The following is a 20,785-nucleotide window of genomic DNA, read 5'->3' as shown; positions in this document are numbered from 1 at the left end:
TTGATTGTAAATTTGACCAATTTTGATCCATTTTCTGCTGAGGATTAAGCGTTGAAATACAACACACTTAATGAGTTCCTAGATTACGTAAAATCACGTGATGCACATCAACCCGAATTTCTTCAAGCTGTAGAAGAAGTGATGACCAGTTTGTGGCCATTCATTGAAAAGAATCCACAATACGCAGCACATGGTTTACTAGAACGTCTAGTTGAACCTGAGCGTGCGATCCAGTTCCGTGTTGCTTGGGTAGATGACCAAGGTCAAACACAGGTTAACCGTGCGTTCCGCGTACAGTACAACTCAGCGATTGGTCCATTCAAAGGTGGTATGCGTTTCCACCCGTCAGTGAACCTTTCTATTTTGAAATTCCTCGGTTTCGAGCAAACTTTCAAAAATGCCCTGACTACATTGCCTATGGGCGGTGGTAAAGGCGGTTCTGATTTTGACCCTAAAGGCAAATCAGAAGGCGAAATCATGCGTTTCTGCCAAGCGTTAATCATCGAGCTTTATCGTCATCTTGGTTCTAATACAGATATCCCAGCGGGTGATATCGGTGTGGGTGGCCGTGAAGTTGGTTACATGGCTGGTATGATGAAAAAACTCAGCAATGACACTTCATGTGTATTCACTGGTAAAGGCCTGACTTTCGGTGGTTCTCTGGCTCGTCCAGAAGCAACTGGTTACGGTACAGTGTATTTCGCTGAAGAGATGCTGAAAACTCGTGGCGAAAGCTTCAAAGATAAAGTGGTAACTATCTCTGGTTCTGGTAACGTTGCGCAGTACGCTGCTGAAAAAGCAATGTTCCTGGGTGCTAAAGTTGTTTCTCTATCTGACTCTGCAGGTACTGTTCACGTTAAAGACGGTTTCACTGAAGAACTTCTTGCTGAAGTAATGGAACTGAAAAACGTTAAACGTGGTCGTATCTCTGAATTCGCGTCTAAACACGGTTTTGAATACCTTGAAGGTCAACGTCCTTGGGGTATCAAATGTGATATCGCGCTTCCATGTGCGACTCAAAACGAACTTGATGCGAATGATGCAGCAGCGCTTCTTGCAAACGGCGTAATCTGTGTTGCTGAAGGCGCGAACATGCCTTCTACACTTGAAGCAGTTGAGAAATTCATTGAAGCGAAAATCCTTTATGCTCCAGGTAAAGCATCTAACGCCGGTGGTGTAGCAACTTCTGGTCTTGAAATGTCTCAAAACGCATTGCGTTTAGGCTGGACTTTCGAAGAAGTTGACGAGCGTCTGCACGCGATCATGAAAGAAATTCACCGCAACTGTGTGAAATACGGTACTAAAGAAGACGGTACTGTAAACTATGTAGACGGCGCAAACATCGCTGGCTTCGTAAAAGTTGCTGATGCAATGCTTTCTCAAGGCGTATTCTAAGTCTGACTTAGTTTAAGCTTAAAAAAAACCGAGGTGAATGCCTCGGTTTTTTTATGTTCAGATTTTATCTTTAAAGAGTGCCTTTGACTGTTTCACGCTCTACAGCCATGTCGAATATATAGGCATATTTAGACTGGTCAGCTGCCGGATTTTTGATTTCATAACGTTTTACCCGAATAATCTGACGCTCATTCGGTGTATGCTGAAAACCTTCAATCTGATCGTAAAATAAAGTCCAGTCTTTATCTACTTGAGTCTTTAAACCTTTTTCATCATATTTGATTTCTTTCACCTGTAAGCAGGTTTGCTGAGCTACACCCGTACAGGCTTTAGTCTGTGGCGAAACTTCCAGGAAAATGGTTTCTGCCTGACCTTGGTATTTGGTTTCCGGTGTCATTTTTCCGGTAAAGACATATTTTTGACCATCAGCTGTAGTAATACTCAGTTTTGGCTGATTGGCATCACTTAGATCCAGACTAAACGGAATATCACGCTTTTGCAGAAGCTGGCTGATAAAACGTTCCTGTTCCATTAATGGTGCATCACACGCCATCATGGTACCCATCATGTCACCAGTACTCAGGGTATTATCTTTAACAGTCCAGCTCGTGCCAAGGCCATTACAGCCAGAAGCTACACTCAGTCTGCCTTGCTGATCAAAGCTCAGAACAATCGGGCGTTGCAGCCCACGATCAAGTTCCCAGGTATAAGCGGGTAAAATTTGTGTAGGCGTTTTTAATGTGGTGGATAGAGTAGAAATAGCTGTATCTCCTGAAGCGGCAGGAAGATGAGAAGATTGACATGCAGTTAAAGCCAAAGGGAATAGGGCAAGCGCAAAAATACTGAATTTCATTGGTTTATATTCTATGTGCTAAAGTTTCAACGTGATTATAATCAAGAGATTAACAAAAAATATGGATACAAAACGTAGCTTTTGCTAACAAAATGTATCCAAATTAAAAAGTCGGATGTTAAATGGTTGAAGTTTACTGTCAGTCAAAACGGTAAATATCCATTCCCAAAGCGCCCATCGTAAAGCTGCTATGCACGATACTGAAACGGTTTCCAGTGCCCATGGCAAAGAACAGTGGAGCAAAGTGTTCCAGCGTTGGGTGATTACGTTTTAACTGAGGAATAGACTGCCAGTCCAGAACGGCATCAAAATCGCTATGGGTTAATTTATTGGCCACATAGTTACGGAAGGTCGATGCCCATTCCGGAACTTCATCGCTATTTCCCTGCCAGGACAATTCACGCAAATTATGGGTAATGCTCCCTGACCCGATCAGAAAAACCTGCTGCTCACGAAGTGGCGCCAACGTCTGGCCAATCTTGTAAATCTCTTCTGCACTCATCGACATTGGTAAAGAAATTTCAACCACCGGGATGTCTGCTTCTGGATACATATGTAAGAGCGGCATCCAGACGCCATGATCACGTGGACGGGTGCTGTTGGCATGTGCAGAGAACCCGGCATTGGCCAATAAGCCCAAGACTTGCTCAGCCAGCTCTGGATTGCCGGGAGCAGGGTAGCGTAACTCATATAACTCAGGTGGAAAGCCACGGAAGTCATGCCAGGTTTCAGGACGAATACCTGTATTGACTTCCAGAGCTTCACTTTCCCAATGTGCCGACATAACAATAATGGCAGTTGGACGTGGCAGATTCAGGCTTAAACGGTGCAATGCCGGGCCAACCTGCTCAGGATTGAGCGCGAGCATAGGGGAACCATGAGAAATAAATAAGCCGGGCAAAGTCTGTAAGTTCATAAGTCAAACCACATTAATTCAATGTTTTAATCATGCAATAAAAAGAGAAGCAAAGGCAGGGGGGATTGTTCAACAAAACGTTGCATAATCAGAACGCATCAACAGATCAGCCTGCACGGTGATAAGGATGATTATGGTTGATGCTCATGGCGCGATACAGTTGTTCAATCAGCATTACACGGACTAGCGGATGTGGCAAGGTGAGTTTAGACAGGGACCAATGCCAGGCTGCTGCTTTTCGGACTGCTTCAGAATGGCCATCTGGCCCACCAATCGCCAAGGCAATATCATGACCTTCCAGCATCCAGCCTTTCATGGTTTCAGCCAGTTTTTCCGTACTAAACTCACGGCCACCGACTTCTAGTGCAATCAGGACTTCATTCTGTTTTAAGGCATTTAAAATACTGTCACCTTCAACATTCCGGTATTTCAGAATATCGGCTTCAGAATCGTTTTTGCCCCGTTTCGCCATGGGCAATTCAACCACCTGAGTCTGTACAAAAGGCTGGATACGTTTGAAATAGTCTTCAAAGCCTGTCAGCACCCAAGCCGGCATTTTCTGGCCGATGGTTAAGATACGGATTTTCATAGAACTGGATCAATAATTAGATACTTCATTATAACGATCAAACAACACGAAGTTGAGCTAGGGAAACAAATTGAAATTGAAATCATGAATTTAATGTTGCTTTAATATACATGATTCAAGTATCCGCTTGATAATAAAGGAATGGATAATAAGAAATGCGGACCAGTTTCATTATTAAAAGATATTGTACTTTTCTACTAATTATTCTCGGTTTAACCAGTTCAGGCATGAGCTTTGCTGCGCCTGCAAATTTTTCCTCCAAACAGGCACAGCCAGAATATCTGGAACTGTTTATCAAACAGATTATCAGTGTAGATGAATACCGGAATTTTAAAAATACCAGTGAATTAAACCGGGTCTCAGCATGGCTCAAGGAACAGATGCGTCTGCTTGGCATTCCTTGCCAATTTCAAAACTATATTGTAAATAGCCTAAGCTATAGAAATGTGGTGTGTCAACTGAATGCCAAAGCCAAAACCAAACTGGTTATTGGTGCGCATTATGATGTCTTTAGTGATCTGTATGGAGCAGATAACAATGCTTCCGGTGTAGCAGGGGTACTGGAAACAGCTCGATTATTGGCCTTACAAAAGTCAAAACTCAAACATAATATCGAGTTTGCTTTCTATACACTGGAGGAGCCACCCTATTTCAAGACTGAACATATGGGAAGCTATCTACATGCCAAAGCATTAAAGGCCCAGAAACAAAAAGTGAAAGGTGTCATTATTCTGGATTCTATTGGTTATTATGATGAAAATCTGGTGCAGACCTATCCGACAGGATTGAAATGGATCTATCCCCGACATGGAAACTTTATTGCTGCGATTGGACATTTGGCATCGGCCGGTTTGACAGGAGATTACTGTGCGTCCATGCAACGTTTCAAGCGTCTGGACTGTCAGCGTTTTGTCAGTCCGGCATTCGCTCAGGACATGAATTTTTCTGGTTATCTGAATTATGCCAAGTTTAACTATTCAACTATGCTGATTACAGACACAGCGCATTATCGTAATCCTTACTACAATGCCGAGCAGGATACCTTAGATAAACTGGATCTGACCAAGATGGCTCAGGTCGTGAATGGCTTGGTCGATATGGTGATTCGTCTTTAAAATTATCCTCGCCTAAATACAAAAACACCCTGCCAGAGCAGGGTGTTTTTCAAAGCCTTTAGGTCTTAATGACGTGCAGCTTTAGCTTCTTCACTTGCTTTCACAATTGGTGGTTTCACCAGTGCTTTCGGCATATCGATCAAAGCCAGAGGTAAAATCTCATCAATCGATTTCACAGCTTTGATTTCTAAGCCTTCTTTTACATTTTCAGGAATTTCCGCAAGGTCGCGAACGTTTTCCTGTGGAATGAACACCAGTTTAATGCCACCACGGTGCGCAGCAAGCAGTTTCTCTTTCAGGCCACCGATACGCATTGCACGGCCACTTAAGCTGGTTTCACCTGTCATCGCAATATCTGGACGAATCGCAATACCGGTGAATGCAGAAACTAGAGCAGTGGTCAGTGCCAAACCTGCAGATGGACCATCTTTCGGAGTCGCACCTTCTGGTAAATGCACGTGCACATCAGTTTCTTCAAAGCGAGACGCTTCGATACCTAGCTCAGCCGCACGGGTACGAACGACAGTCATGGCAGCGGTAATCGATTCTTTCATTACATCACCAAGTGAACCGGTGGTAATGAATTTACCTTTACCAGGTACTGCTGCAACTTCAATAGTCAGTAACTCACCACCCACTGAAGTCCAAGCCAAGCCGTTTACGCGGCCGATTTGAGCTTCTTCTTCCGCCATGCCGTAGTCAAATTTATGTGGACCCAAGTAGTCTGGAAGATTACCCGCATTCACTTCAACCTGAAGATTCTTAGCTTTCTTGCTAACCGCTTCTTTCACTACCTTACGTGCAATTTTAGACACTTCACGTTCAAGATTACGAACACCGGCTTCGCGAGTATAACGACGCACGATGTCACGAATCGCTTCCTCATGCACAGTCAACTCTTTAGCACGTAAACCATTGTTCTTAATTGCTTTAGGAACAAGGTAACGATCAGCAATGTTAACTTTCTCTTCTTCGGTATAACCAGGCAGACGAATCACTTCCATACGGTCCAGCAGGGCCTCAGGAATATTCATGCTGTTGGCAGTACAGATGAACATCACTTCTGACAGATCAAGGTCCAGATCAAGATAGTGATCGTTGAACTTGCTGTTCTGTGATGGGTCAAGTACTTCAAGCATTGCAGAAGCTGGATCACCACGGTAGTCTTGAGCCATCTTGTCGATCTCATCGAGCAAGAACAGCGGGTTTTTCACGCCAACTTTGGTCAATGACTGCACGATCTTACCTGGCATCGCACCAATGTAGGTACGACGGTGACCACGAATTTCTGCTTCGTCACGTACACCACCTAGGGCCATACGGACAAACTCACGACCAGTCGCTTTGGCAATCGATTCACCCAAGGAAGTTTTACCTACACCTGGAGGACCAACCAGACACAGGATTGGACCGCGTAATTTTTTCACGCGAGACTGAACCGCCAGATATTCCACAATACGGTCTTTGACATCGTCCAGACCATAGTGATCGGCATCCAGGATTTCCTGCGCTTTATTCAGGTTAATGCTAACTTTGCTGGCTTTGTTCCATGGGGTATCCAGAATCACTTCCAGATAGTTACGAACTACTGCAGCTTCGCTAGAGGCCGGTTGCATTGCTTTGAGTTTACGGAACTCAGATTCTGCTTTTTTGCGCACATGCTCAGGCAGATCAGCTTCAGCCAGACGTTTTTCGATTTCCGCAACGTCATCTTCCGCACCGCCATTCATATCGGAAAGCTCGCGCTGAATGACTTTCATTTTTTCATTCAGAAAGTATTCACGCTGGTTTTTTTCCATCTGGCGTTTAACAGAGTCATGCAAAGTCTGTTCGATCTGCTGTTCTTCAGACTGTTGCAATAAATAAGTCATCAACTCAGTTAAATGTGCATCGAACTCGTCGTATTCCAGGAATTTCTGTTTCACTTCGATATTCAAAGGAACACGGGTCGCTACGAAGAATAACAATTGCAACAAGTCTTCGATTTTATTCGCAGCTGCAATCAGCTCACGAGCATTACGAAGTTTTGCTTCAGCATACTGAGCGAACAGGGCACGCAGCTCCTGCAAGCGCGTAGCTTGAGTTGTTTCATCGACTGATACAGTCATTGGACTAAGTTCATGCTCAGCAGTCAAATACTCATTTTCATCAATGATGGTTTTGAGCTTGGCACGATACAGTCCTTCAATCAGGACTTTAATACAGTTTTCATCATTTTCGTGATTCACAACTTGCACAATCTTCGCGACAGTACCGTATTGATATAAGTTGTCGTGATCAATTTCTTCTGTAAGCGAATCTTTTTGCGCAACTACAAATACTAGATTGTCACTGTTACGAGCCACATCAACTGCATTGATCGATTTTTCACGACCGACAAATAGCGCAATTTGCATGTGTGGGTACACCACCACATCACGTAGCGCCAAAAGTGGTAATACACTTGGAACCTGAGGCTCTAAGGTTTCTTGATTCATAATAATTTCAGACATGGGCACTCCTAATGAGTGACAACGGTGTTGCCATGTTTTTAATAGTGATGGGTAATTTAAAAATTACAAGGGCTATAGCGACTAAATTGTATAAAAAATGACTAATTATGTGATTTTAAAGTACTTATGTATTTGGAAATACATTGTTTAACGCTTAAAACGTTGTAAAAGTGTAGGCGTAAGCAGGGCATCTAGAGGCTGGTCCCAAACTTCTCGGGTTAAAGGCTGTGGTATCAGCTGAAAGTCATGTGCTAACCCCAGACGAAAAGGACGGTGCGGTGCTGTTGCCAGCGTACGATCATAATAGCCACCACCCATACCAATTCGGGTGCCATATTGATCACAGGCTAATAGTGGCATAACTAAAAGATCCAGTTTTGAGACATGCAGACCACGTGTAGCCATGGGCTCACGCATTCCCAACCGATGATGAGCAAAACGCTGGGAACGATATTGATTCTGGCTGATTTCTACCCAAGTGAGTTGCTGGTTCATATTGCAAATATTGGGGAGATAAACCCGTTTATGGTGCTTAAAGCAGTATTCAATCAGTGCCTGAGTCCGAACCTCACCGAAAGCATCCAGATAAACCCCCACAGATTTGCTTGCATGAAATTCTGGCAAAGTCCGAATCATATTCAGGATACGTTGTTGAGTCTGTTTCTGGGTAAATCGAGAGAGTTGACGGCGCTGTTTACGTAGCTGTTTGCGAAGTTCGGAAAGATTCATCGTCGTCATAAATATGGTCTTCAGGATTTTAAGGCATTAGATTAATAAAATGCCATAACTTAAATAGAGGGTAGCAACATAACGAGTATTATAGGCATCTGTATGAATTTTTGATTAAATTTTAAAAATAATAAAACACGAATCATTAATTGATTGATCTGTAATTAGATCTAGTCAACTTTTTAAAAGACGAAAAAAGATACGGGTATAGGACGCTAAACCAAGAAAAATATAATAAATTTGAGCTTTAGAAAAGAAGATAAATGATGAAATATTTTAAGAAAAATAGAAGCACTCCGAGGATGCCGCTGCATGTCATTACCCTTGAACCCTAAAGTTCAAGGTGGACGAGACGCATACTTGCTGGGTTTCCCATACCGGATGGGCATACACTCTAAATATGCAGAACTCAATCCTAAGATTTAAATATCGGCTCAGGGGAATCTGACCCGCTGGCGAACATCTCAGAGTTAGACTAAGTATAAACGATAATGCTGATGTGGCAACTCTATGCTGTTCATGAACTGTAAACAGTTTAGTCGAACGACCGAAGTTTAAACAAAAAACTCGATTATTCAGTTAGTTCTTCAACTTCTTCCAAAATAGTTTGTAACAAACGTTCGCAGTGCGCATATTGTTGTAGGGATTTATTCATCGTCAATACTTCCTGCATCAGTTCCAGTGCCACCATAATGATCAGTTTACTTGGTTCCATACGGGGTGCTTTACGGCGAAATTCATCGTATTTTTCATTGAGTAATTGCGCTGCACGTTGTAGTTCATCCTGCTGATCCGCAGTGGAGGCCAGACGGAAACTGTGACCCAATACCTTTAAGTCGATTGCGATTTGTTCACTCATGATGAAGCTTCCTCAGTCACTTCAGTAGGATGGGCCAATTGCTGAATTTCCTGTGCATTTTGATCTTGGGCTGTTCCCAAAATCGCCAGACGTTGAATAATGGCTTCAACTTTAGCTTTGGCATTTTCATTTTTCTGGGTAAGACGTTCAGATTCCTGATTCAGCCGCTGAATTTCCTGCTGGGCATGACGCTGTTCCAGCAATAACTTTTCTTTCAGCACGCGTAACTCATTGCGTTCAGCCAGAATTTCCTGAAAACGGTTCTTTAGATCAGTACAACTTTTTTCCAGACGGCTATAACGATCTGCCAGTGCTGTAGCATCCTGGTTTAAATGCTGAAACTGGTTACGTGATTCTGTCAGTTGCTGATTGAGATTCTGGATTTCTTGTTGTTTTTGCGCAATAAAGCTATTTTTTTGTTCAATTTGAGTTTCATGTTGCACGCTTGAAGCCTCTTGCTTCTCCCGTAAACTGGTATTCTCACTTTCAAGTTGTGCAAGTCGCGTTTTTAAAACGCCAATATGCACTTGTAGACGCTGTAATTCTTCTAACATATCGAGGTCGCACAGTGTTGCAAACAAAGGTAATATATAAAGCAGTATAGAGATTGGATAAACGAATGCAAGACGATATTTCAGGTTGGTCAGAATGGTACCGCAATTTTTCCTCAATTGAAGAAATTTCTAGCCCAAGCGAACTGCATGGTTTGCTTACCGGAATTGTCTGTGTCACTCAGGCACCTTCAAATGATGAATGGGTACAGATTCTAGAAACGCTAGATGTTCCTGAACTGAACCCTGAAGCATTAGAATTGTTAACGGGTGAGGCAGAAGACATATTTCATGCGCTGTCTGAAGATGAGCTGGATTATCTGCCATTACTACCAGATGATGAGCATAGCTTGGCTGAACGCGTTCAGGCACTGGCTGACTGGTGTGCAGGCGTAGTGCTTGGTTTCGGTCTGGCTTCAGGGCATATCCGCAATGATGAAATGGAACTGATTGAACATTTACAAGATGTTGCAGCAGTCGAGTTTGAAGATTCTGATGACGATGCCGAAGGCGAAGAAAGCTATCAGGAGCTGTATGAGTTTGTTCGTCTGATTCCGGTAAGCCTGTCCGTCGGCCGTAAGAAATTAGAAGTTGAAGAAACACCTTTATTGCAGAAATTCACGCAAAAAGCACCTACTCCAGCTTCTGCAACTGAAGCGCAATCTGTAGTTGAAATTTTCTCGCCGAAACGTCCGAGTTAAGTTCAAGCGGTTCTAAACACAAATTAAAAAACGGTTCTGAAAACCGGCATATTTTTTGCTGATCCTTCTCATGATGATAGTAAATTAATCTGACCTGTTTTCAGGACCAAATTTTAAATAACAGTAGCAATTGATAAGAAGTAAGGTGTAATGAAGAAACTGACTCAAGCCGATTTTCAGGAACGTCGTGACATCCTCGCAGGGGAAATGGGATTACGTAGTATCGCGATTATTGCCACCAGCCCGGTCGCCCTGCGTAACCGCGATGCAGATTATAAATACCGCGCGGACAGCAGTTTCTTTTACCTGACCGGATTTGCTGAGCCTGAAGCAGTTGCAGTAATTGAAACTTTTGATACTGAAGAAGAAGGCTATACTTATAGTCTGTTCTGCCGTGAACGTGATCGTGAAATGGAAATCTGGAATGGCTACCGGGCCGGAGTGGATGGCGCCGTTGATGATTATGAAGCAGACGAAGCCTATGCGATTGATCTACTGGATGAGGAAATCCTCACCAAGCTTCAGAACAAAGACAAGCTTTTCTACCGGATTGGACACAATGCCGAATTTGATGCACGTGTAGCTAAATGGATCGCAACAGCCAGTGGTGAAAGCCGCCGTGGTACTTCTGCACCGGCACAGATCATGCAGCTGGATCGTATCGTTGATGAAATGCGTTTGCATAAAGATGAAAATGAAATTGAACTGATGCAGCTTGCATCAGATATTTCTGCAGAAGCGCATACACTGGCTATGCAGAAAGTTCGTCCAGGCATGATGGAATATGCTTTAGAAGCTGAACTGAATTATGTCTTTGGTAAAAATGGCTGTGTACCATCCTACAACAGTATTGTTGGTGGCGGTGAAAATGCCTGTATTCTGCATTATGTGGAAAATGACAAAGAGCTGAAGGATGGTGATCTGGTTCTGATTGATGCTGCCTGTGAATATCAGTTTTATGCTTCGGACATTACCCGTACTTTTCCGGTGAATGGTAAATTTAGCCCAGAACAAAAAGCTTTATATAATGTCGTACTGGATGCACAGATTGCTGCCATCAATGCTGTTCAAATCGGGAATTCTTATAAAGAGCCGCATAATGTGGCGGTTCGCATTCTGGTTCAAGGTTTACTTGATCTGGGGATTATGCAGGGAGATCTTGAAGAAATTATCCAGACGGAAAGTTTCCGCCAGTTCTATATGCACGGTACTGGACATTGGCTCGGTATGGATGTACATGATGTAGGTACTTATAAAGCCAACGGTGAATGGCGTGCATATGAAGAAGGTATGGTCGTGACAGTTGAGCCGGGTCTTTATATTGCGCCAGATGATGAAACTGTAGATGTTAAATGGCGTGGTATCGGAATCCGGATTGAAGATGATGTAGTTGCTACCAAAAATGGCCCGTTGGTTTTAACTGCAAAAGTTGTGAAAACCGTGGAAGATATTGAAGCCTTAATGGCCAAAGCACGTGCTGCTTAAATAAAAGATATAAAAAAAGCCGGTGATCTCATCGGCTTTTTTATTATCATAGGAAAAAGCTAAAAATTGACTCATTAAGGAAATTAATTTTTCTAATATATTGATATTAAAATGAGTATTTATAAAATTTTAAGAAAAAATGAAATAATTTCTTAGGGAATAAATTATCCAATGGCTACATAAAACAAAGATACTGTCGAGAAACATGAAAGACTTTTACTTACGTTAATCGCGACTTATTCAAATAAAATTAACTTTGTTAAAATTGAGAATTATAAGATGACAGGAATTCAACATAGCAATTGAGTTTTTAGCATCAAAGCAACATATTAATTCCGATTTCATTCTCATACTTGACCTGTTCCTTAAATAAACTCAAAGAAGAGCAGGAGAAAAATGATGAGACTAAATACGCTTGACTGGATTGCTTATGCTTTAGCGATTATTGGTGGCATCAACTGGGGTCTGGTTGGTGCGTTTAACTTTGATTTAGTCGCTGCCATCTTTGGTGAAATGAGTGCACTATCTCGAATTATTTATGTATTGGTTGGTTTGTCTGCCTTGTATCTGATCTATACTGGTACAAAATTGGGTCGACGTGATGTACATCATGAGTCTCAAGCTCGAGTAGTACGTTAACTGACTAAAAGTTAATTGAAGTCATTTATATTTTTTTAATTAACTGATTTCTATAACAGATTAGTTAATCTAAAAGATATAAAGGACATTTAACAGAAACGGAGCTTAAGCTCCGTTTTTAGTATTTAAATTTTTGATAATGCCTAAAGAGATCAAAAAATATCTATAAGTTTTTTCTATCGACCGGATAAAAATACCTAAAGAAGTTAAATGGTTCTTTGCCTAATTTAATTAACCTTTTTTCTAAAACTAGATACGTAATAGAGCCTGCCAAGATCGAAGAGGTAATAAGTATAGAGCTAAATAGGTAAGGGTTTAATATATTGAGTTTGTTTAAAACCATAGCAACTGGGCTTAAAGTAAAAGGATGAATCAAATATAAAGAGTAAGATGAATCTCCAAGATGATTAAAAAATCTTAAAATCAGTGATTTTGTTCCTGTGATTAAGTCCTCTAAAGCTACACATCCAACAAAAATGAAAAACATTGGGATCCCGATTTTTAATGATCTCAAGGTGATGAAATCAGGTAATTTATAAAAGTTTTGATAGGCTAGTAGGGAAGCCCCGACAAGAATCATAAATAAAGACATTAATCGGGAAAGACTAGTATTTTTTATAATGATAAATGCCAGAACGCCTAAAGCGAATTCAAGCAGAAGGTTATGGGTTAAAAACATCAGAAATTCAGATTTTGGTTGGAGTATTAAACCTATAGCCACCACAACTGAAAAATATAGAATGATGAAAAGATATTTATATAAGTCTTTTAATAAAAAAATTAGGAAAAATGAAAATATAAAATAATAATAAAATTCATAGCTTAAGGTCCATCCATTATTAATTAAAAATTTACTGCCATTCGGAATTAAGAAGAAGGATTCGAAAATTCCAGTTTCACCACCGGATGAATTTATAAGATTTGGAGAAATCAGAAATACAATTAAAGCAAAAAAACTGAGAACCCAATAAAGAGGAATGATTCGGATGAATCGGTTTCTCATGAAATTTAGAAAATTAACTTTTTTATTATATGTTGTATAACACATAATAAAGCCAGAGATTATGAAAAATAAATCAACACCAGAACCGCCTATGTGATACCACTGAAGCGTATCAACATTGTATTGTTGTCCTTTAAAGGAGGTATGGCTTATAACTACCATTAAGGCAGCAATCCCCCTAAGAAATTGCACTGAATAAAGCATAGTTATTATTTTATTAAAGTATTTAATTTAAACTACCATACTCAATGTTTGTCTAACAAATATACCTAGTGAAAGACCGTGAATATTACTAATTATTTAATCTAAAATCATTACGGTTGGTTTTATATAAAAGTAGCCGTATTTTTAAGGGAACTCAAATATTCACTAGAGTTTAGAAACTGGTAAAAAATGAATTTTTTATTAATTATTATTATTTATTAACCGGCTTAAAATATGTTTCAAAATTTTAATAAAAAGTAAAAGTACTCAGCTTAATAAAAGAAATTCCAGAAACCATTGATGAATTAATTCAAAGATCACGTATACATTATTAACTTCACACCAAAATTTGGGAATTTTCTATAAGTAGATGAAAGATATAGGTAGTAGTGATTGCTAAGATTTCTGTTTAGAAACTTCAGTATCATCTTCAAATTTTTAATCATTAAATAATAAAAAACCCCGGCATCCTGCCGGGGTTTTTCGTATTGGTTAGCTTGGTATAACTCCTGTCGTACCTTACTGTCCTTGTGCTTATCTATTGTTATTCTTATGTGGAACTCCCTGTTCCTGATGTAATCATCATATGAAAATTCATTTAACTAAAATAGGGGTAAAGAACTTGAATAGCTGTAAGTCAAAGAGTACAAGATTGATTATTAAATAAGCATGTTTTTGTATCATTTAGAAATTAAAAACAATTACCTTTTAAAAATATTATAAGAAGAGAGGTGTAAGAAAGTACATACTTAATAAGTTGCTTGAGCTCGACTTAGACTGTCGTTTCTAAATTAAACATCGCGACTTTAATCCGTTCCTTCATCTTTGCTATCGTATTCGTAGCACTTGCACTATTGATTGAGAACAAATCGCTGATTTACATTTTTGCTGGCTTGCTGATGTTCTGGCAAAGATAACTGGTGCTCAAATTACATGAGCATTTAGAAAGTAAAAAACTGATACTTGATGGCAGATCTCAAATAGCAAAATTTTGAAGCTTTTTAATATAGAAATATTTGGAAAATGCGTGTTAAAAGCAAGTAGCTGAATTTATATAAAAATTTATTTTATTTTTCAAGTTATTTTACTATTCGATAAATTATTTTGTATCTGATCATAGAAAATTTTTATAAAATCAGTTATATATATTAAACATAAAAATATTGAGTAATGTACATAATCTAAAATATTGAGGTAGACAATGAGCGACGCAAGACTTTTATATGTTAGTAAGTTGTATGACTGCGAAGATCCAATGAATGATCTATTCAATATTCTGACAGAAGCGTTGAATTTCAATTCACGTAATGCGATTTTTGGGGCTCTGTATTATGGAAATGGTTACTTTGTTCAATGTCTGGAAGGAGATAGGAACAAGATTGAAGATCTGTTCTATAAAAAAATCTTGAAAGATCCTCGACATAAAAATTGTGAAGTTCTGTATTTTGAAGATGTGAATGACCGTCTCTTCTCAGACTGGCATATGAAATATGCCAATATCCATCAGGATATTCTTGGATTCTTTGCCGAACATAATCTGGATGAATTCAATCCTTATACCTTGAATGCCGAGACCATTCCTCAATTTATACAGATATTGGCAAGTTTGAATGACCATGCCTATACATTGAAAGCAAGTTAATCCTTACATCATCATGCGATATAAGCTAAAGCTACGTATCGCATGATTTTTTAAAATGAGTATTTACTTTAAATAAGTTAAATAAAAAATATTATATAAATTCAAAAACATAAATATTGTTAATTCAAAAAATTATATCCAGATCCCATCTTCATCATTTCATACCAAGCCAAGCTTTTAAACCTAACAATCAGTGCCAAAATTCTTCTGCTTTTTATCAGGCAGATGATACTTCTGTATTTTGAAAAATTTAAGTAGGACGTTGATGTGAGCTATAAATTAACCACAAGCAGACTTCGCTTCGAAACCGCAACCTAATTTATTATAAAAAAGAAATTTTTTAGGCTAATATAAAATTCATCATGATTATAAGTATCTATATATAGGTACGCCATTGAAAGGATTACAGCATGCAACAAGAAGTCATCATTGTCGGTGGTGGTATGGTCGGCTTGAGTCTCGCGCTGATGTTGGCCAAAACCAATATTGCAGTCAAACTTTTGGAAGCGATCAAATATCCAGATTATGATGATGTAAACCTTGCACCCTATCATTCCAGCTTTGATGCACGTAATAGTGCCTTGTCACGCCGTAGTGTACAGATTTATCAGGAACTTGGGCTTTGGGATGCCTTGCAGGAACATGCAACGCCGATTCTTGAAGTGAATATCACTGAGCAGGGCAGTTTTGGTAAGGCGCGCTTAATTGCAGAACAGGAAAAAGTCGAAAGCTTTGGCCAAGTGATTGAAAATGCCTGGCTAGGTCGTGTGCTATTAACTCAAGTCAAAAAAGAACCACTCATTGAACTGATTGATGGGGTTCAGGTCAGCTCTCTGACTCAAGATGCTGAGTTTGCTTATCTTGAAGCACAACGTGGTGATGCTTTATTGAAACTTCAATCCAAAGTGGTGATTGCTGCTGATGGGTGTGATTCTTTCTGTCGTAAAGCGCTCGGTATTGGGGCTTCAGAACATGACTATGATCAGGTCGCCATTGTCACTACCGTTCAAACTTCTAAGCCACATAATCATGTCGGCTTTGAACGGTTTAGCCACTTAGGCCCATTAGCCTTATTACCACTTCCAGGTGAATATCGTCGTTCTGTAGTCTGGCCTGTGAAAAAAGGAACGGAAGGAGAATGGCTGGGTGAAGAAAATGACCAGCATTTCCTGAACGCCTTACAAGAAACCTATGGCGATCGTGCCGGTAAATTCCAGAAAACAGGTAAGCGCTTCAGTTTTCCATTGTCCCAAGTATTAGCAGAAAAACAGGCTGTGGGCCGCGTGGTCTTGATGGGTAATGCTGCACATACAATTCATCCAGTAGCGGGTCAGGGTTTTAACCTGTGTATGCGAGATGCGCATGTATTGGTGCGCTACCTGAAAGAACAGCAGTCACAAGGTGCAGACTTAGGTGATGCAGCAGTATTACAGGATTATGAAAAATCCCGTTTGAATGACCAGCAAAGAGTGATTAAGTTCTGTGATTCAGTCGTACGTGGATTTAGTAACCAGAATCCATTCTTGAAACTGATCCGTAATACCGGACTGATTGCTTTTGATACCATTCCTGGTATCAAGCCACTGGTCGCTAACTATGCCATGGGGTTAAAAGCATGAGTCTGAATCCAAGTTCTGATGTATTAGATGTTGTCATTGTTGGTGGTGGACTAGTAGGTGGCTTGACCGCTTTATTACTTGCTCAAGGTGGTGTGCAAGCGACTGTTCTGGATGCTGCGCCTATTCTGGATGCAGACAAAACTTTAAGTGTAGCCAATCCGCGGGTTTTGGCGCTAAGTCAGGCGACTATTCATTTATTAAAAACCGTAGGTGTGTGGGAAAAACTTGCACGCCAGCAGCCATATACTGGAATGCAGGTCTGGAATAAAAATGGCTATGGTGAAATTAACTTTGGTCATTCTTCAGAAAGAACACCTTCTGTAGAGCAGGCGCTAGGCTCAATGGTGGAACCGAGTATTCTGAATCTGGCCATCCAGCAAAAGATGCTTGAAGAGGTGCAAGATTACCGCACACAGGTCAAAGTTAACCGGGTTGAACGTGGAGTAGATGTTTGGATCATTCATCTGGCAGATGGCACCCAGCTCAAAACTAAGTTGGTCATTGGCGCAGATGGCGCGAACTCCTTTGTGCGCGAGCAAGCCTTTATCGATATCGATGTACTGGACTATAAACAGGCCGGAATCAGCTGCGCAATTAGAACAGCCCAGCCACATCAGCATGTGGCCCGTCAGATTTTTCTGGAAACTGGTCCTTTGGCTTATCTGCCAATGGCGAGTCTTAAAGAAGAAGAGCAAGGCCACTGGCAATCCATAGTCTGGACATTACCTGATGATTATGCCGATGAGTATGCAGCGCTATCAGATGCTGACTTCACTCAACTATTGACCCGTGAAAGCTATCATATGCTGGGTGAAGTGCTGGAAGCGACAGCACGAGCTAAATTCCCACTCAAAGCTCGTGCTGCACAGCAGTATGTACAAGATGGCTTGGCACTAATTGGTGACGCTGCGCATGTGATTCATCCGCTCGCTGGACAAGGGGTTAATATCGGCTGTCTGGATGCTGCCGTACTCTGTGACGTGTTGCTGCATGACAAAGCGCGTGGAGTGTGGGCCCATGAACAGACCTTGAAACGTTATGAGCATCGCCGTAAAGGCCAGAATGATGCGATGATGCATAGCATGTCGGCGATTAGCTGGGTGGAAACTACAGAGCTTTTCCCAGTGGTGTGGGCACGTAATTTCGGGCTGAAACAGGTCGAGCAACAGAAAGTTCTGAAAGATGCATTTATGGCTCAGGCGAATGGTTTAAGCTTACTCAAAGATACACGTTATTCAGCCTAGCGGCCGAATGTAAATTTTTTAAACAAACATCTATAAAGAGTAACCATTTTGTTTAAAAAAGATACGATTTTTTGAAAATTAGGGCTAGGCGAAGACCAAAGAGATTGCTAAATTTCAGTTAATTTAAAGCTTGGTTTAATAGATAAAAGCGAAGCCATTTGTGGGGAGAGCAAAATGACAGACGTAAATGATTATGATGATGTAGAAGATCCTGTAATCGACGACGATGAAGCAAAAGCAGCAGAAAAAGGTGCTGCAAGTAGCGAAGAAGTTGTGAATGATACAGACGTATTAGAAGCTGAAACTTTAACTGTAACTGCTAAGCAGAAAAAACGTCAGGCACTTGAAGATGAAATTGCGGCTTTCCTGGCAAGCGGTGGCCGTATTACTGAAGTTCCAGCTGATGAATCCGTTGCAAGAGAATAATTGCACTCAATATTAGTAAATAAAAAAACACCACATTGATTGTGGTGTTTTTTATGGGTAAAGAAAAATTAATCGTTGGCAGAGGTTAGTTCCAAAGCACGTTGATAGGCAATTTTTTTCTTGATTCCAGTCAAATCAGCAGCCAGCTGTGAAGCTGCTTTGACAGACAGGTCTTGTAATAAACGCAGTAACAATTTATCCAGTTTTTCCTGATCCAGATCTTTTTCTTCGATAGAACCGCCAATGACCAGTACGATTTCACCTTTTTGCTGGTTATGGTCATTGGCAACAAATTCGACTAATTCACCCAGTGTCATTTTCTTGATAGTTTCAAAGGTCTTGGTAATTTCACGGGCAAAACCGACAGGACGTTCTGCACCGAATACTACTGCCAGATCTTTAACACATTCCAAAATGCGGTGGGGCGCTTCATAGAAAATTAAGGTTTGGGTTTCATCTTTCAGTTTTTCCAGAGTCAAGAGTCGTTGGCTTTGTTTAGACGGTAAAAAGCCTTCAAAGCTGAAACGGTCACTCGGTAAACCTACTGCGCTTAAAGCGGCAATTGCAGCACATGCACCCGGTACAGGAACCACATGAATATTATGTTCTTGCGCAGCACGGACAAACTTGAATCCTGGATCGCTAATCAGTGGCGTGCCTGCATCACTGATCAATGCCATATCTTCACCATTGAGCAGGCGTTGAATCAACTGATCAATCTTGTTGCTTTCATTATGTTCATGACAGGCTGTCAAAGGTGTTTGAATATTAAAGTGTTTAAGTAATTGTGCAGAAGTTCGTGTATCCTCAGCTGCAATAAGACTCACCGATTTCAATACATTAATTGCACGATAACTAATATCATCTAAGTGCCCGATTGGAGTCGCAACAACAAATAACTGAGCACTCATAGGTTTCTCCATGTGGAATAAATCGAATAATAAAAAATGGAAGATTCAAAACAAAATTCTGGGCTTGGGGTTACTGGCCTGCGTCAGCAGCGTACAAGCGGAAGTGCTGATTATTCTACCTGAAACCGGCCCCTTGGCGCGAGCCGCTTCGAGTATCAAGCAAGGATTTCTCAGTGCATATAAGGCTTCGGGACAGAAAGTACCATTGAAATGGATCAATTCAGATCAGAAAAAAATCTCTCAGCTACTCAAACAGCATGTCAGTAAAAAGACACAAATGGTGATTGGTCCTTTGGCACGTCAGGATGTAGAGCAGCTGGTGCAGTCTAAACCCAAGATTCGTACACTGAGTTTGAATGAAACTAGCCTCACGGCCCCAAATATCTGGCAATTTAGTCTGTCGAAAAAAGAAGATGCGGCTGCTTTACAGAAGCAGATTGCGCTAGATGGGATTCAGCAACTGTTTGTGCTGCGTCAACCGGGCAGTGAGTCAGAACATGAACTCTTGCTAATGTCACTACTTAGTCAGAGTGAGCTGCAACTGGAAATGATCCAGAAGCCGCCATTTTTTCTGAAGAGCAAGCAGGGGATCCTATTGCTCGGCAATGCGGACTGGCTGGAATCCTTACATGGTTTGGGACATAAACGGATTTATACAGTCGCAAATGCAATTAATGAACAGCATGTTCCGCCACGAGGCATCAAGTTCTGCGATGTGCCGGTACTTTATTTTGCTAACTGGCCTGATGTGATGCAGGCTCATCAACAGGCACCAGTGAATATGTCCTATCAGCGCTTGATTGCTTTTGGTGGCGATGCCTGGCAAATCACCCAGTATTATTTAAACAATAAAAAAATACGCAATATTGAATTCCAGGGTCGTACTGGAATGATTCGGGTATCGGATCAGGGCATACAACGTACACCATCCTGTTTTCAGCAGAGTGCCAAAGGTCTCAAGGCACTATAAGAGTCAGCGATGCAGAAACAATTAGGTGTATGGGCAGAACAACAAGCTGCGCAACTGATGCAACAACAAGACTTTCAGCTCATTGCCAGAAACTGGCATAGCCGCTATGGTGAACTTGATCTGGTCATGCAGCGTGAGCAGGAACTGGTCTTTGTCGAAGTAAAAGCACGAGCTAAAACGGGTTATGCATTGGCTTATGAATCTGTTTCCTCTGCCAAGCAACGAAAAGTCCTACAAACGGCTGTATGTTTTATTCAAAAAAATCCACAGTTTGCACATTATTACTATCGTTTTGATGTGATTTGTTTTGATTTTAATCGGTATTTTGCAAAAACCATACAGCATGATTTTTCTCAATACCCTTATGATCTGCACTGGTTTGAAAATGCTTTTACTTTTGATCAAGAGTTTATTAATCTTTGAATAAAATAAGATCTGATGC

At 40.8% G+C, this 20,785-nt stretch carries 20 protein-coding genes and 1 other RNA gene; 11 read left to right on the top strand and 10 right to left on the bottom strand.

The features are described 5' to 3' along the window. Positions 1-51: 51 nt before the first annotated feature. Positions 52-1,395 carry an NADP-specific glutamate dehydrogenase gene (gdhA, locus tag FTV25_RS04310; RefSeq protein WP_180002303.1) on the top strand — a complete coding sequence of 448 codons (1,344 nt, stop codon included), beginning with the start codon at positions 52-54 and terminating at the stop codon, positions 1,393-1,395. A 70-nt stretch (positions 1,396-1,465) separates the two neighbouring features. Here gdhA and FTV25_RS04305 read toward each other — a convergent pair whose 3' ends face one another. The 3 genes from FTV25_RS04305 to rlmH form a co-directional block, all read right to left on the bottom strand. Continuing rightward, positions 1,466-2,248 carry an META and DUF4377 domain-containing protein gene (locus FTV25_RS04305; RefSeq protein WP_180002304.1) on the bottom strand — a complete coding sequence of 261 codons (783 nt, stop codon included), beginning with the start codon at positions 2,246-2,248 and terminating at the stop codon, positions 1,466-1,468. A 139-nt stretch (positions 2,249-2,387) separates the two neighbouring features. Beyond that, positions 2,388-3,164: a dioxygenase gene (locus FTV25_RS04300; protein WP_004782897.1), complete on the bottom strand. Its 777-nt coding sequence runs from the start codon at positions 3,162-3,164 to the stop codon at positions 2,388-2,390. Between the two features lie 106 nt (positions 3,165-3,270). After that, entirely contained in the window at positions 3,271-3,753 is a 483-nt protein-coding gene (gene rlmH, locus FTV25_RS04295) for a 23S rRNA (pseudouridine(1915)-N(3))-methyltransferase RlmH (RefSeq protein WP_180002305.1), read from the bottom strand. Positions 3,754-3,908: 155 nt separating this feature from the next. Between rlmH and FTV25_RS04290 the strand changes: the two genes are divergently transcribed. Further along, on the top strand, positions 3,909-4,868 hold the full coding sequence (locus FTV25_RS04290; protein ID WP_180002306.1) for a M28 family peptidase: 960 nt from the start codon (positions 3,909-3,911) through the stop codon (positions 4,866-4,868). A gap of 65 nt (positions 4,869-4,933) precedes the next feature. Here the strand turns inward: FTV25_RS04290 and lon are convergent, their stop codons facing one another. From lon to FTV25_RS04265, 5 genes are all read right to left on the bottom strand, one after another. Continuing rightward, complete coding sequence (gene lon, locus FTV25_RS04285) at positions 4,934-7,360, bottom strand: endopeptidase La (protein WP_180002307.1); 2,427 nt, start codon at positions 7,358-7,360, stop codon at positions 4,934-4,936. Between the two features lie 147 nt (positions 7,361-7,507). Beyond that, positions 7,508-8,089, bottom strand: a complete 582-nt coding sequence (locus tag FTV25_RS04280) for a 5-formyltetrahydrofolate cyclo-ligase (RefSeq protein ID WP_159123362.1) — start codon at positions 8,087-8,089, stop codon at positions 7,508-7,510. A 289-nt stretch (positions 8,090-8,378) separates the two neighbouring features. Further along, positions 8,379-8,563, bottom strand: a non-coding RNA gene (gene ssrS / locus FTV25_RS04275) — 6S RNA. Positions 8,564-8,660: 97 nt separating this feature from the next. Then, a complete protein-coding gene (locus tag FTV25_RS04270; RefSeq protein ID WP_005234746.1) occupies positions 8,661-8,948 on the bottom strand; it encodes a cell division protein ZapA in 288 nt (95 codons plus the stop codon). Continuing rightward, entirely contained in the window at positions 8,945-9,502 is a 558-nt protein-coding gene (locus FTV25_RS04265; RefSeq protein WP_004782884.1) for a hypothetical protein, read from the bottom strand. Before FTV25_RS04265 ends, FTV25_RS04270 begins: the two co-directional genes overlap by 4 nt. Before the next feature lie 65 nt (positions 9,503-9,567). On the opposite strand from FTV25_RS04265, the gene FTV25_RS04260 reads away from it, so the two are divergent. The 3 genes from FTV25_RS04260 to FTV25_RS04250 all read left to right on the top strand — a co-directional run bounded on the left by FTV25_RS04260 (position 9,568) and on the right by FTV25_RS04250 (position 12,324). Continuing rightward, positions 9,568-10,200 (top strand): UPF0149 family protein, encoded by a 633-nt coding sequence (locus FTV25_RS04260; protein WP_180002308.1) that lies wholly within the window; start codon positions 9,568-9,570, stop codon positions 10,198-10,200. Positions 10,201-10,350: 150 nt separating this feature from the next. Further along, positions 10,351-11,685, top strand: coding sequence for a Xaa-Pro aminopeptidase (gene pepP / locus FTV25_RS04255; protein ID WP_180002309.1), 1,335 nt, complete (start codon positions 10,351-10,353; stop codon positions 11,683-11,685). 399 nt (positions 11,686-12,084) lie between these two features. Then, positions 12,085-12,324, top strand: coding sequence for a DUF378 domain-containing protein (locus tag FTV25_RS04250; protein ID WP_034703714.1), 240 nt, complete (start codon positions 12,085-12,087; stop codon positions 12,322-12,324). Between the two features lie 163 nt (positions 12,325-12,487). Here FTV25_RS04250 and FTV25_RS04245 read toward each other — a convergent pair whose 3' ends face one another. After that, positions 12,488-13,531 carry an acyltransferase gene (locus FTV25_RS04245; protein ID WP_257218911.1) on the bottom strand — a complete coding sequence of 348 codons (1,044 nt, stop codon included), beginning with the start codon at positions 13,529-13,531 and terminating at the stop codon, positions 12,488-12,490. A 1,201-nt stretch (positions 13,532-14,732) separates the two neighbouring features. Here FTV25_RS04245 and FTV25_RS04240 point away from each other — a divergent pair. The 4 genes from FTV25_RS04240 to FTV25_RS04225 all read left to right on the top strand — a co-directional run bounded on the left by FTV25_RS04240 (position 14,733) and on the right by FTV25_RS04225 (position 18,462). Further along, positions 14,733-15,173 carry a BLUF domain-containing protein gene (locus FTV25_RS04240; protein WP_004782875.1) on the top strand — a complete coding sequence of 147 codons (441 nt, stop codon included), beginning with the start codon at positions 14,733-14,735 and terminating at the stop codon, positions 15,171-15,173. Positions 15,174-15,583: 410 nt separating this feature from the next. Then, positions 15,584-16,792 carry a 2-octaprenyl-6-methoxyphenyl hydroxylase gene (gene ubiH / locus FTV25_RS04235; protein WP_180002311.1) on the top strand — a complete coding sequence of 403 codons (1,209 nt, stop codon included), beginning with the start codon at positions 15,584-15,586 and terminating at the stop codon, positions 16,790-16,792. Continuing rightward, the gene (locus FTV25_RS04230; RefSeq protein ID WP_180002312.1) at positions 16,789-18,036 is read left to right on the top strand and encodes an FAD-dependent monooxygenase; all 1,248 of its coding nucleotides are present in this window, start codon (positions 16,789-16,791) and stop codon (positions 18,034-18,036) included. Before ubiH ends, FTV25_RS04230 begins: the two co-directional genes overlap by 4 nt. A gap of 174 nt (positions 18,037-18,210) precedes the next feature. Further along, a complete protein-coding gene (locus FTV25_RS04225) occupies positions 18,211-18,462 on the top strand; it encodes a hypothetical protein (RefSeq protein ID WP_004782870.1) in 252 nt (83 codons plus the stop codon). Positions 18,463-18,530: 68 nt separating this feature from the next. On the opposite strand, the gene rsmI is transcribed toward FTV25_RS04225, so the two are convergent. Beyond that, complete coding sequence (rsmI, locus tag FTV25_RS04220; RefSeq protein WP_004782868.1) at positions 18,531-19,373, bottom strand: 16S rRNA (cytidine(1402)-2'-O)-methyltransferase; 843 nt, start codon at positions 19,371-19,373, stop codon at positions 18,531-18,533. A 10-nt stretch (positions 19,374-19,383) separates the two neighbouring features. Here rsmI and FTV25_RS04215 point away from each other — a divergent pair, with 10 nt between their 5' ends. Then, positions 19,384-20,343, top strand: coding sequence for a penicillin-binding protein activator (locus tag FTV25_RS04215; RefSeq protein WP_180002313.1), 960 nt, complete (start codon positions 19,384-19,386; stop codon positions 20,341-20,343). Positions 20,344-20,352: 9 nt separating this feature from the next. Next, complete coding sequence (locus FTV25_RS04210; protein ID WP_159123344.1) at positions 20,353-20,766, top strand: YraN family protein; 414 nt, start codon at positions 20,353-20,355, stop codon at positions 20,764-20,766. Positions 20,767-20,785: the final 19 nt, after the last annotated feature.

This window comes from Acinetobacter sp. YH12249 (assembly GCF_013417475.1).
Classification (GTDB): Bacteria; Pseudomonadota; Gammaproteobacteria; order Pseudomonadales; family Moraxellaceae; genus Acinetobacter.
The sequence above is the reverse complement of the archived record's forward strand: the minus strand, read 5'-3'. Positions and strand labels throughout refer to the sequence as shown.

Bases quoted from the DNA above. Each gene is read 5' to 3' on its own strand.
- FTV25_RS04305 (WP_180002304.1), bottom strand. From the start codon at position 2,248: ATGAAATTCAGTATTTTTGCGCTTGCCCTATTCCCTTTGGCTTTAACT.
- FTV25_RS04300 (WP_004782897.1), bottom strand. From the start codon at position 3,164: ATGAACTTACAGACTTTGCCCGGCTTATTTATTTCTCATGGTTCCCCT.
- rlmH (WP_180002305.1), bottom strand. From the start codon at position 3,753: ATGAAAATCCGTATCTTAACCATCGGCCAGAAAATGCCGGCTTGGGTG.
- FTV25_RS04290 (WP_180002306.1), top strand. From the start codon at position 3,909: ATGCGGACCAGTTTCATTATTAAAAGATATTGTACTTTTCTACTAATT.
- lon (WP_180002307.1), bottom strand. From the start codon at position 7,360: ATGTCTGAAATTATTATGAATCAAGAAACCTTAGAGCCTCAGGTTCCA.
- FTV25_RS04280 (WP_159123362.1), bottom strand. From the start codon at position 8,089: ATGAATCTTTCCGAACTTCGCAAACAGCTACGTAAACAGCGCCGTCAA.
- FTV25_RS04270 (WP_005234746.1), bottom strand. From the start codon at position 8,948: ATGAGTGAACAAATCGCAATCGACTTAAAGGTATTGGGTCACAGTTTC.
- FTV25_RS04265 (WP_004782884.1), bottom strand. From the start codon at position 9,502: ATGTTAGAAGAATTACAGCGTCTACAAGTGCATATTGGCGTTTTAAAA.
- FTV25_RS04260 (WP_180002308.1), top strand. From the start codon at position 9,568: ATGCAAGACGATATTTCAGGTTGGTCAGAATGGTACCGCAATTTTTCC.
- pepP (WP_180002309.1), top strand. From the start codon at position 10,351: ATGAAGAAACTGACTCAAGCCGATTTTCAGGAACGTCGTGACATCCTC.
- FTV25_RS04250 (WP_034703714.1), top strand. From the start codon at position 12,085: ATGAGACTAAATACGCTTGACTGGATTGCTTATGCTTTAGCGATTATT.
- FTV25_RS04245 (WP_257218911.1), bottom strand. From the start codon at position 13,531: ATGCTTTATTCAGTGCAATTTCTTAGGGGGATTGCTGCCTTAATGGTA.
- FTV25_RS04240 (WP_004782875.1), top strand. From the start codon at position 14,733: ATGAGCGACGCAAGACTTTTATATGTTAGTAAGTTGTATGACTGCGAA.
- ubiH (WP_180002311.1), top strand. From the start codon at position 15,584: ATGCAACAAGAAGTCATCATTGTCGGTGGTGGTATGGTCGGCTTGAGT.
- FTV25_RS04230 (WP_180002312.1), top strand. From the start codon at position 16,789: ATGAGTCTGAATCCAAGTTCTGATGTATTAGATGTTGTCATTGTTGGT.
- FTV25_RS04225 (WP_004782870.1), top strand. From the start codon at position 18,211: ATGACAGACGTAAATGATTATGATGATGTAGAAGATCCTGTAATCGAC.
- rsmI (WP_004782868.1), bottom strand. From the start codon at position 19,373: ATGAGTGCTCAGTTATTTGTTGTTGCGACTCCAATCGGGCACTTAGAT.
- FTV25_RS04215 (WP_180002313.1), top strand. From the start codon at position 19,384: ATGTGGAATAAATCGAATAATAAAAAATGGAAGATTCAAAACAAAATT.
- FTV25_RS04210 (WP_159123344.1), top strand. From the start codon at position 20,353: ATGCAGAAACAATTAGGTGTATGGGCAGAACAACAAGCTGCGCAACTG.